The 10,270-nt window shown below is 75.8% G+C and carries 8 protein-coding genes and 1 pseudogene; 1 reads left to right on the top strand and 8 read right to left on the bottom strand.

Annotated features, from left to right (window positions below):
• Positions 1–116 precede the first annotated feature (116 nt).
• Both ACFV9M_RS09050 and thrS read right to left on the bottom strand, forming a co-directional pair.
• The gene (locus tag ACFV9M_RS09050; protein ID WP_385074022.1) at positions 117–1,082 is read right to left on the bottom strand and encodes a nucleoside hydrolase; all 966 of its coding nucleotides are present in this window, start codon (positions 1,080–1,082) and stop codon (positions 117–119) included.
• A 45-nt stretch (positions 1,083–1,127) separates the two neighbouring features.
• A complete protein-coding gene (gene thrS / locus ACFV9M_RS09045) occupies positions 1,128–2,348 on the bottom strand; it encodes a threonine--tRNA ligase (protein ID WP_385074025.1) in 1,221 nt (406 codons plus the stop codon).
• A 676-nt stretch (positions 2,349–3,024) separates the two neighbouring features.
• Between thrS and ACFV9M_RS09040 the strand changes: the two genes are divergently transcribed.
• On the top strand, positions 3,025–3,798 hold the full coding sequence (locus tag ACFV9M_RS09040; protein WP_385074028.1) for a hypothetical protein: 774 nt from the start codon (positions 3,025–3,027) through the stop codon (positions 3,796–3,798).
• 33 nt (positions 3,799–3,831) lie between these two features.
• Here ACFV9M_RS09040 and ACFV9M_RS09035 read toward each other — a convergent pair whose 3' ends face one another.
• From ACFV9M_RS09035 to ACFV9M_RS09010, 6 genes and pseudogenes are all read right to left on the bottom strand, one after another.
• A complete protein-coding gene (locus ACFV9M_RS09035) occupies positions 3,832–4,557 on the bottom strand; it encodes a GAF and ANTAR domain-containing protein (RefSeq protein ID WP_385074031.1) in 726 nt (241 codons plus the stop codon).
• A 76-nt stretch (positions 4,558–4,633) separates the two neighbouring features.
• The gene (locus ACFV9M_RS09030) at positions 4,634–5,419 is read right to left on the bottom strand and encodes a TIGR03943 family putative permease subunit (RefSeq protein WP_385074033.1); all 786 of its coding nucleotides are present in this window, start codon (positions 5,417–5,419) and stop codon (positions 4,634–4,636) included.
• Positions 5,407–6,408: a permease gene (locus ACFV9M_RS09025; protein WP_385074036.1), complete on the bottom strand. Its 1,002-nt coding sequence runs from the start codon at positions 6,406–6,408 to the stop codon at positions 5,407–5,409. The genes ACFV9M_RS09030 and ACFV9M_RS09025 overlap by 13 nt, the downstream gene beginning before the upstream one ends.
• A 371-nt stretch (positions 6,409–6,779) precedes the next feature.
• Positions 6,780–8,129: a helix-turn-helix domain-containing protein gene (locus ACFV9M_RS09020; protein WP_385074038.1), complete on the bottom strand. Its 1,350-nt coding sequence runs from the start codon at positions 8,127–8,129 to the stop codon at positions 6,780–6,782.
• A gap of 286 nt (positions 8,130–8,415) precedes the next feature.
• A complete protein-coding gene (locus ACFV9M_RS09015) occupies positions 8,416–9,945 on the bottom strand; it encodes a hypothetical protein (RefSeq protein WP_385074040.1) in 1,530 nt (509 codons plus the stop codon).
• A gap of 63 nt (positions 9,946–10,008) precedes the next feature.
• Positions 10,009–10,179 (bottom strand): annotated as a pseudogene (locus tag ACFV9M_RS09010) (serine/threonine-protein phosphatase); the annotation flags it as partial.
• Positions 10,180–10,270 lie beyond the last annotated feature (91 nt).

Here is a 10,270-nt window from a genome sequence, read left to right as displayed (position 1 = left end):
CGTGCCGGGGAGGCGGGGGCGTGCCGGGGAGGCGGGGGCGTGCCGGGGAGGCGGGGGCGTGCCGGGGAGGCGGGGGCGTGCCGGGGAGGCGGGGGCGTGCCGGGGAGGCGGGGGGCCTACGGCTTCTCCACCGTCGTCAGCCACAGGCTCACGTACCGCTCCACGTCCACCCCCAACGCCACGTCCACCAGCCTCTGTTCGCGGGCGCCCTCGTGGATCTCGGCCTCGCCCGGCCGCGGGCGGCGGTCGACGACCGTCTGGCCGCGGGTCGGGCCGGGCGCCAGCGACACCTCGACCGGCAGCGGCTCGGTGGTCAGGCCCGCCGGGTCGGCGACCGCGCAGACCGCGCCCGCGTCCCCCAGGCCGCCCGTGGGCGTGGGGTCGCCGGACGTCGCCGGGTCGCGGTGGGCGAGGAGTTCCCCCGCCAGCCGCAGCCGGGGCTCCGCGCTCGCGCGCAGCCGCTGGACGTCCGCCGCCGGGACCAGGACCCGTTTGAAGACGTCCAGGCCGTACATGGTGATCGGCACCCCGGCGGTGAGCAGGATCGCCGCGGCCTCCGGGTCGTGCCACACGTTGAACTCCGCGACCGGCGTGGCGTTCCCGGTCGCCACCGCGCCGCCCATGAACACGATCCGCTCGATGTTGCGCACCACCTCCGGGTGCGTGCGCAGCAGCAGGGCGATGTTGGTGAGCGGCGCGGTGGGGATCAGCGTGACCGGACGCGGCGAGGCGAGGATCTCGCGGCGCAGCAGCGTCACGGCGTCCACGTCGACCGGGACCCGCGTCGGCGCGGGCAGCCCGAGGTCGCCCATCCCGTCCAGCCCGTGCACGTGCCGGGCGGTGCGGACCGGCTCGATCAGCGGACGCTCGGCGCCCCGGGCGACCGGGATGTCACCGGCGCCGGCCTGCTCCAGCACGGTCAGCGTGTTGCGCACCACCCCGTCCACGTCGGTGTTCCCGGCGACACAGGTCACCGCGCGCACGTCGAGACCGGGGTGCCGTACGGCGAACAGCAGGGCCAGGGCGTCGTCGACGCCCGTGTCACAGTCGATGATCACCGGGACGGGGTCGTGACTGGTCACGGCGGTGCTCCTCCCACAACGGGATCCGGGGTTACGTCAGCGACCTTACGCAGCAGCCCACAGTTCCGGCCCGCGCGCCGCGACCCGGTCGGCGATCCGGCGCAGCACCTCGTCCACCGGCAGCGCCCCCGGCCGGCGCCCGTCCCGCAGCCGTACGGCGACCAGCCCGCCCTCGGCCTCCCGCTCGCCGAGCACCGCCTGGTACGGCACCCGGCGCGCCGCCCGGATCCGTGCGCCGAGGGTGCCGTCGCGGGGGCCGTGCACCTCCGCCCGCAGCCCGCGCGCCACCGCCCGCCGCACCACCTCGCGCGCCCGCTCCTGCTGGGCCTCGCCCACCGGCAGCACGGCCAGCTGCACGGGCGCCAGCCACGCCGGGAACGCGCCGCCGTGCGCCTCGACGAGATGGGCCACGGCCCGCTCCACACTGCCGATGACGCTCCGGTGGACCATGACCGGCCGGTGTCTCGCGCCGTCCGCGCCGATGTAGCGCAGGCCGAAGCGTTCGGGCTGGTGGAAGTCGATCTGGACGGTGGACAGGGTGGCCTCGCGGCCCGCCGGATCGGTGATCTGCACGTCGATCTTGGGCCCGTAGAAGGCGGCCTCCCCCTCGGCCGCCTCGTACTCCAGGCCCGAGGTGTCCAGCACCTCCCGCAGCAGCGCGGTCGCCCGGCGCCACAGCTCCGGGTCGGCCACGTACTTGCCGCCCTCGCCGGGCAGGGAGAGACGGTGGCGGGAGGCGCGGATGCCGAGGTCGGCGTAGGCGCGGGCGATCAGGGCGAGCGCCGCGCGGGCCTCCTCCACCGCCTGCTCCAGGGTGCAGAAGACGTGCGCGTCGTTGAGGGTGATGGCCCGGACGCGGGTCAGACCGCCGAGGACGCCGGACAGCTCCGCGCGGTACATCCCGCCCAGCTCGGCGATCCGGAGCGGGAGGTCCCGGTGGCCGCGGGGGCGGGAGCGGTAGATCAGCGCGTGGTGGGGGCAGAGGCTGGGCCGCAGCACGACCTGCTCCGCGCCCAGCTCCATGGGCGGGAACATGTCGTCGCGGTAGTGGTCCCAGTGGCCCGAGATCTCGTACAGGTCGCGCTTGCCGAGGACCGGCGAGTACACGTGCCGGTAGCCGGCCGCCCGCTCCAGCTCCCGGACGTACTCCTCCAGGGTGTGGCGGACGACCGCGCCGTCGGGCAGCCAGTACGGCAGACCGGCGCCCATGAGGGGATCGGTGTCGAACAGGCCGAGGTCACGGCCGAGTCGGCGGTGGTCGTGCATGGCTGCTCCTCCGGGTGAGGTGGAGGGACGAGCACCCACGACGAAGCCCCGGGGCACTCGCCCCGGGGCTTCGATCGAACGACCAGTGGTCAGCGCGCCGGGACACTCTCCGGCGTCGTCGTGGCGGACGGAAGGGCGCGCTTCATGGGAGGAACGTAGCAAGGGGGCGGGGAGGGGGCGAGGGGTTTTCCGGGCGGTGGGGGCGGCGGTTGCGGCAGGGGATCTTCCGCCCGGTTTGCGGTCATCTTGCGGCGGTGGGCCGGTCGGGCTTCCGGCGGCGGATTCTCCCGGCCCCCGGCCGGGCTTCCGGCGGCGGGCCGGTCGGGCTTCCGGCGGTGGCGGATTCTCCCGGCTCCCGGTCGGCCTTCCGGCGGCGGGCCGGTCGGGCTTCCGGCGGTGGGCCGGTCCGGCTTCCGGCGGCGGGCCGGTCCGGCTTCCGGCAGCGGCGGATTCTCCCGGCTCCCGATCAACCTTCCGGCGGCGACGCCTCCCGCTCGCCCGCGTTCACCCGTGCGCACCGGGTCCCGTAACCCGGACGGCCCCGCCGCGCTGGTCGGCCCGCCTCGGTGATGGTGCCGTGAGAAGGAGGCAGCCCGCATCTGCCACCGGCCACCGGCAGTCGGCAGCCGGCGTGCGGCTGACCGCCGACCGTCGTTCATCCAGGAGGCAAGCCCCGATGACCCGCCGCACGTTCCTCGCCTCCGCCCTCTCCGCCACCGGGCTGCTGCTCACCGTCAGCGCCTGCGCCACCCTCGGCCTGGAGCACCCCCCGACCGCGCGGCAGCCCCTCCCCACCGTGCAGAAGTCGCCGTCGGGCAAGCCCTCCACGCCCGCGAACGTCCCCGTCCTCACGGAGGACCAGGCGCACGCCGCGCTGATCACCGACACCGACCTCGGCGCGCCCTGGACCCCGACGCGCGGCGCCGCCGCCTGGCGGGACGGCATGCTCAAGGCGACCACGCCGACCGCGGACTGCCAGAAGCTGCTCGACGGCCTGTACACCGACGAGCTGCTCGGGGGCCCCGCCCGCGCCGTCGTCGCCCTCGACGACCCGGACAGCGAGGCCCAGCTGCGCTACCAGCTCGGCGGTCTGCGCCCGGCGGAGGCGGACCGCGTCCTGGCCTGGCTGCGGGCGCTGCCCGAGAAGTGCGCGCGGTTCACGGCGACGGCACCGGACGGCACCGTGCTCGACGTGTCGGTCGGGGAGCTGCGCCTGCCGGAGGTCGGTGACGCCCGGCAGGGCCTGCGGGTGACGCTGACCGACTGGAGCGCCGACGGCGACCCGGTCTCCCTCGACCTCGACGTCGCCGCCGTACGCGCCGGCCAGGACACCTTCGCCCTCACCAACGGCAGCCTCAACGACGTGCCGAACGAGGCCACGCAGGCCGCCGTACAACTGGGCGTGCGGCGGTTGACGGAGGTCAGGAAGCAGGGCCGGGCCCAGGTGTGAGGGAGGTGTGAGGTGCGAGCCGGGCGGGCCCGGTCAGTCCGCGTCGAAGCGGGTAGAACGGGCGACGACGTCGTGGGCCATGTCGAGGACCGTGCGGCCCTCCGCGAACGCGTGGGCGCGCAGGAGGTCCAGCGCCTCGTCGGCGGGCACCCCGCGTTGGGCCATGACCATGCCGACGGCCTGGTACACCTCGTCGTGGCCGGTCGCCAGGGGACTCAGCCAGAGGCCGTCGCCGAGCCGGCCCGCCTCCTCCCCGCGCGGCAGCGCCATCAGCGCGACGGTGACGACGTCGGCCACGTAGCGCGCCGTACGGACCTCTTGGGGGTCCAGCTCGCCGGGGGCGTCCCGGTAGAGGTCGAGGGTGCCCACGCACACCGCGCTGTCGCCGAGCGGCAACGCGTACACGGCCCGCACCCCGGCGGCCGCCGCCTGCTGGGCGAACACCGGCCAGCGGCCGGCGTCCCGGCCCGCCGTGAGGTCGGAGGCGAAGACGGGCGCGCCGGTGTCCGCGGCCCGCTGACAGGGCCCGTCCCCGAGCGTGGCCTGCACCTCCATCAGGTGCGCGGCCAGCTCGCTGCTCGCGCTCAGCGGTACGAGCATCCCGTCGCCGCGCAGGGACACGCTCGCGCCGCTCACCGGCAGCAGCCGCACCGCCGCGGCGCACAGCCGCTCGGGCACCTCGCCGGGCTCCGCGTCCCGTACCTCCTGGGCGATCACCTCGGTGATCCGCTCCCGGTCCCGATCGCGCACGCCGACCACCTCCGCGTACGCCTGCCGCAGTGACCTTCCCGTCGTCGGGCCGGGTACCCCCCGCCCGCGGGGGAAACCGGTGTCCCTACGCGTCCTCGTACGGATCCGCGGGCTGCTCGATCCGCTCGACCGACACCGCGTCGATGACCGGCGGCCAGGCCTTCTCCGAACCGAGGGTGCCCTTCGGATGCCAGGTGCCGGTGACGGTGACCCAGCTGTCGACGGTCGGCGCGTCGGCGTCGCGGACCTCGGCCTTGCCGGTCGTGGCGTCGGCGGCGCAGCAGGCGACGGCGAGACGGGTGACGTACCAGGTGCCGTCGTCGCCGCGCGTGACGAAGCCGGTCAGACGGACCGTACGGCCCTTCAGCGAGCGGTCGCTGTCGTAGATCGCGCGGGAGCTGAACTCGGACAGGGTGAGGTCCAGCGGGTCCCCGGCCGGGAGCGCCGGGAAGGTCCCGACGCCCTGCGCGGCCTGCTGCGCGGCCTCCCGCTCGGCGCTGTAGGAGCCGAGGGCGGGCGGCGGGAAGAGGAGGAGGGCCAGGGCGGGGAGCGTGAGGAGCCAGGCGAGACGGGAGCCGGCGGGATGATGGGCGTGACCGTGACCGTGGCCGTCCACCTCGTCACGGTCGTCCTCGTGGCCGTCCACCTCGTCACGGTCCTCCTCGTGCCCGCCGTCCGGTGTGCGGCCGCGGAGTACCGCCGTCACCAGTCCCAGCAGGACGAGCGCCACCCCGGAGACGATCAGGTAGGGCCGCAGCCCCGCCTGCACGTAGCGCAGGTACAGCTCGCTGAAGAGCGCGATGCGCAGGACCGCCCCGCCCGTCAGCAGGAGCAGCACCGCCGGTCCGTACCGCCGCGTCACAGCAGCCACCACCCCACGAGGACACTGGCGGCCACGGCCACCACCCAGGTCACGGACGCGAAGCGCACCGCGAAGGCACGGCCGAAGGTGCCGGCCTGGAGAGCGATCAGTTTCAGGTCGACCATCGGCCCGACCACCATGAACGCCAGCCGCGCGGTCGCCGGGAAGGCGCTCAGGGAGGCGGCGACGAAGGCGTCGGCCTCGCTGCACACGCACAGCACCACCGCCAGCAGCGCCAGCAGCAGCACCGCCAGCCACGGCGAGCCGGTGAACAGGTCCAGCACGGAGCGCGGGACGGCGATGTTGAAGGTCGCCGCCGCCGCCGCGCCCAGCACGAGGAAGCCTCCGGCGTGCAGGAAGTCGTGCTGGAGGCCGATGAGGAAGGCGCGGGCGCCGGTGGCGTGCGCGGCGGGCCGGCGCGGCAGGCGCAGCCACTTCTCCTGGCCGAACCGCGCCCACAGCCAGCCCATCACCACGGCGGTGCCGAGCGACGCGACCAGCCGGGCCAGGACCATCATCGGCTGGCCCGGGAACGCGATCGAGGTCGCGACGAGCACGACGGGGTTGATCGCGGGCGCCGAGAGCAGGAAGGCGAGGGCCGCCGCCGGGGCGACCCCGCGCCGCATCAGGCTCCCGGCCACCGGCACGGACGCGCACTCGCAGCCCGGCAGGACGACCCCGGCCACCCCGGCGACCGGCACGGCGAACGCCGGCCGGCGCGGCAGCAGCCGTCGGAGCACCCGCTCCGGCACGAACGCGCCGATCGCCGCCGAGACGACCGTACCGAGGAGGAGGAACGGCACGCCCTGGACGGCGATGGCCGTGAAGACCGTCCACCAGGCGGCCACGGGCGGGGTGTACAGGTCGAGCGCGACCGTCGGGCCGAGCACGGCCACGACCGTGGCGAGGGCGAGCAGCGCGGTGCCGCCGAGGACGGCGTACACCAGCGCGCGCACGCCGAGGCGCAGGCCGTCGGCCACTGTTCGTCGGTTCTGCACTCTCCGGTCCCGCCCGTCGTCGTCGCGGGCACGCTAGCGGCGGCGGCTGTGCGCAACCTCGGGATCGACGGAGAGAAACCTGTGCGGCCCGCGCATCTGCTACGGCAGCAGGCGTCCGGCAACCCCACCCAGGGGCGCGGGGAACTGCGCGAGCAACCCACCACGACCCGCACCCGGACGCGGGCGCGCGGGTCCGCCGGGGCAACGGCCCGCCACCCGGCAGCAGGCGTCCAGCAACCCCACCCAGGGGCGCGGGGAACTGCGCGAGCAACCCACCACGACCCGCACCCGGACGCGGACCCGGCAGCGCACCCGGCCGCACCCGGCCGCACCCGGCACCGGCCCCGCCCGGGGCGAGCGCCGTCGTCCGGCTACAGCGGCGGCTGGGCCGGGGCAGGGCCCAGGGTGGTCGTCCCCGGCGCCGTACGGTGGCCGTGGCCCAGCCCCGTCCGGTACGCGTCGAGGGCGGCCTCCACCCGCCCCGTGCGCCGCAGCAGGTCACCGAGGAGCCGGCACAGGTCGGCGAGGTCACCGGCGGCCCCGGCCCGCTCCAGCAGGCTCAGGGCGCGGACGTAGTGCTCCTCGGCGGTCTCCGTGTCGCGGGCGTCCTCGGCGATGATGCCGAGCAGCCGGTGCGCGCCCGCCGCGTGCACGGCCCCGCGCTCGGAGGAGAGGTCACCGAGGACGCCGTGCAGCAGCGCGGCCGCCTCCTGCGACCTGCCCCGGCGGTGCAGGACGTCGGCCAGCTCGACGGCGACCTGGCTGCTGTAGAGGGCGGCGCGCTGGGCGGAGAGCATCGCCCGCGCCTGCTTCAGCTCGTCCTCGGCCCGCTCCAGCTCGCCGTTCTGGGCGCAGACGTAGCCGCGCATCCAGTGGCAGTTGGCGAGTTCGGTGCGCAGCCGGAGCTGCCGGTACAGCTCGGCGGCCTTGGCGAGGGAGGCGTCGGCCTCGGCGACGCGGCCCTCGGCGAGGAGGGTGCGGGCGACGGAGCGGTGCATCCGGGCCACGAGGGCCGGATCGCCGACCTTCGGGGCGAGGGCGAGGGCGAACTCGGCGGCCTGCGCGGCACGCGCGTGGGCGCCCATGTCCATGTAGGGGCCGATGACGGAGGCGTAGAGCAGCAGCAGGGCGTCGGGGTCGTGCAGGCCGCCCCGGTTGAGCTCGTCGAGGGCGGACTCCAGCAGGTACACCGCGTAGCGGAGCTCCCCGGCGAGGTAGTGGGCCACGGCCCGGCCGCGCAGGGCCGGCACCCGCGCGGTGAGGGACGCCCCGGCCAGGCACGTCTCCGCCCGCTCGAAGAACCCCCGGGCCGCCTCCAGGTCCCCCGCCTCGATCCCGCACTCGCCGAGCCCGAGCAGGGCGGTGGCCCGCTCCTCGACGAGCGCGTGCTCCTCGGCCTCCGCGAGCAGCCCCGCGTACTGCCGGGCCGCCTCCTCCGCCTCCCCGGTGGCGAGGACGCGCTGGGCCTCGGTGAGGCGGAGCCTCAGGTCGGTCACGAGCCGGGCCGGCCGCCCGGTCGCCAGCTCGTCGAAGTCCACCCCGAGCCGCTCGGCGATGTGCGTGAGCGCCTCGTCGGAGGGGCGTACACGGCCCGCCTCCAGCGTCGAGACGTAGGCAGGGGTGTAGGTCGGCTCGGCCAACTGCCTCTGTGTCAGCCCGCGTTCGGCCCGCAGCCGTTGCACCCGGCGTCCGATGACCTCCGGTTCGTCCCGCTCACGCACGCCCCGACTCCCCCCAACTCCCCCTGGGACTCTTGCCGTTAGGCTCACCCAGCCCCTAGGTTAAACAGCGAATTAACCATGCTTAATACACGGTTGACACCAGCAGCCGTGGCAGAAATCGCTTTTTGCCCGCCGAAGACGCCGACGTTGCGAGGTTGCCGTGCCCGAACGCACATCCGCACCCTACGGCCGCTCCGCCGGTCGGTACGCCAGGGCCTTCGCCGCCGCCGTCCTCACCGTGGCGGCCCTCGTCACCGCGGCCAACGCGATCAAGCCGTAGTCCGGCTCAGTCCTGGGTCTGCAACTGGCGCAGGTGCTGGCGGACGTGGTCCAGGGCGCCCTCGCGCCGGCCCGGTACGCGTCCGCGCAGGTCGGCGAGGTCCGGGCCCAGTTCCCGGGCCCGGTCCGGGTCCGGGATACGCCCCCACTGGTGGTGCGCCCGGTCCACGGCCGCCTCCACCGCGGGCGCGTCGGCCGGCTGCCCGGCGGCCAGCCGCGCACCGGCGACCGCCATCCACGTACGGCAACTGCGCTCCGGGTCCCCCGCGAACATCGCCAGGTCCGCCCGCACCTCGGCCCAGTGCAACGCTTCCTCCGAACCGGGCCCGTGCGCGGCCGCGGCGGCCCGCTCGCAGCGGGCGGCGAGGGCGTCGGCGTCCGTGTGCTGCCCGGACTGGACGGCGGTGGTGATGGCGGCGTGGGGGTCGTCGGGCGCGGGGGACGCCGGTTCCGGCGCGAGAGCGGCGGGGGGCGCCTCTTCCGGAGTGACGTCCGGCGTTCCGTCCGACGGGGTGCCCTGCGGGGTGTGCAGCGTGCCGTCCGGCGTGCCGTCCGACGGGGTGCCCTGCTGCGTGTGCGGCGTGCCGTCCGGTGTCGTCCGGGCGCCGGGGACCGCCGGGGCCGGTACGGGAAGGGCGGAGGCGGGCTCGGGGGCGGCCGGGACGGGGGCCGTGGGAGGGGCGGAGACGGGGAGCGTGGAGTCGGGGCGGACGGCCGCCGGAGAGGCGGGGGCCGGGAAGCCGGGGAGGGCGGCGGCCGGAGACGCAGGGGCCTGCGACACGACGGCGGGAGAGCCCGGGGCCGGAGACGCACCGCCCGGCGGCGCGAACGGGGAGCCGGGGAACGGGGAGCCGGGGAAGGGAGCGGCGGCGAACGGGGCGGAGGTGGCGGAGGGGCCGACGGCGGGTCCCACACCGGACACCACCAGGTCCCCCACCTCCCCCTCCGACGCGATCCGCGCCAACGCCATCTGGTGCAACTGGTCCGCGGGGGGCCGCCCGCCACTGCGCAGTATCGTCGCAACCGCCCGCATGTACGTCGGCGAGGCCACCCGCCGCCGCCCGGGCGGCGGCGCGATCCGCCCGTGCACGGCGACCGACGGCCCGCAGTCCAGGCCCCGCCCCCGCAGCCACTGCCAGGTCTCCGCGTCCGCGTGCAGGTCGACCAGCAGCGTGGTCGCCCCGGCCGGCCGCAGTCGCAGCTCCTCCCGGAACCAGTGCCAGGGGAAGGCCGTGTACCGGACGGTCGCCGGTGTCGTACGCGCCAGCGCGAGATGGGGCAGCCGCTGGCGCCGGTCGAGCTGGAGCTGACCGGCGACGAACACGGTCAGCGGCCCGGGGGCGGCAGCGGCGGCCCGCAGCCGGGTGAGGACGGCCTGTGGTTCGAGCGGATCGGCCAGCTCGACGACGTTCGCGGTGTCGGTGCCGGCCAGCACCGCGGGCGGCACCGCCGCGAGCACGGGAAGCACGGAGGCCGCCTCCACCAGGCATCCCTTGCCCACGGGTGAGGCCGCCAGCAGCAGCACGGTTCCGGGCATCGTCCCTCCCCCTGTCGATCACGTACGGCAGCACCGTAACCGCTGCTGCTGCAAAGGTGGGGCTCAGGTCTGCAAACGTCCCCGTACGGGGCCTTCGTCGGTCTCGGGCCCTGCACGCCGTACCGCGAAGATCGTCGTGTCGTCGGCGAGGTGGCCACCGCAGTGGCTCAGGGTGCGGTCGCGGACGTGGGCGACCAGGCGGGCGGGCTCGGCGGTGCGGGGATCGCGGGCTAGTAGGACTCCGTTAGGTCTGTCTCGCGGTCCTGTTTCAGGGCATGTTGGGTGGGTGGACGCACATGAAGTGAACCGTGCTCGGGCGACGTTG

The sequence above is a fragment of the Streptomyces sp. NPDC059895 genome, from assembly GCF_042731035.1.
Taxonomy (GTDB): domain Bacteria; phylum Actinomycetota; class Actinomycetes; order Streptomycetales; family Streptomycetaceae; genus Streptomyces.
The sequence above is the reverse complement of the archived record's forward strand: the minus strand, read 5'-3'. Positions and strand labels throughout refer to the sequence as shown.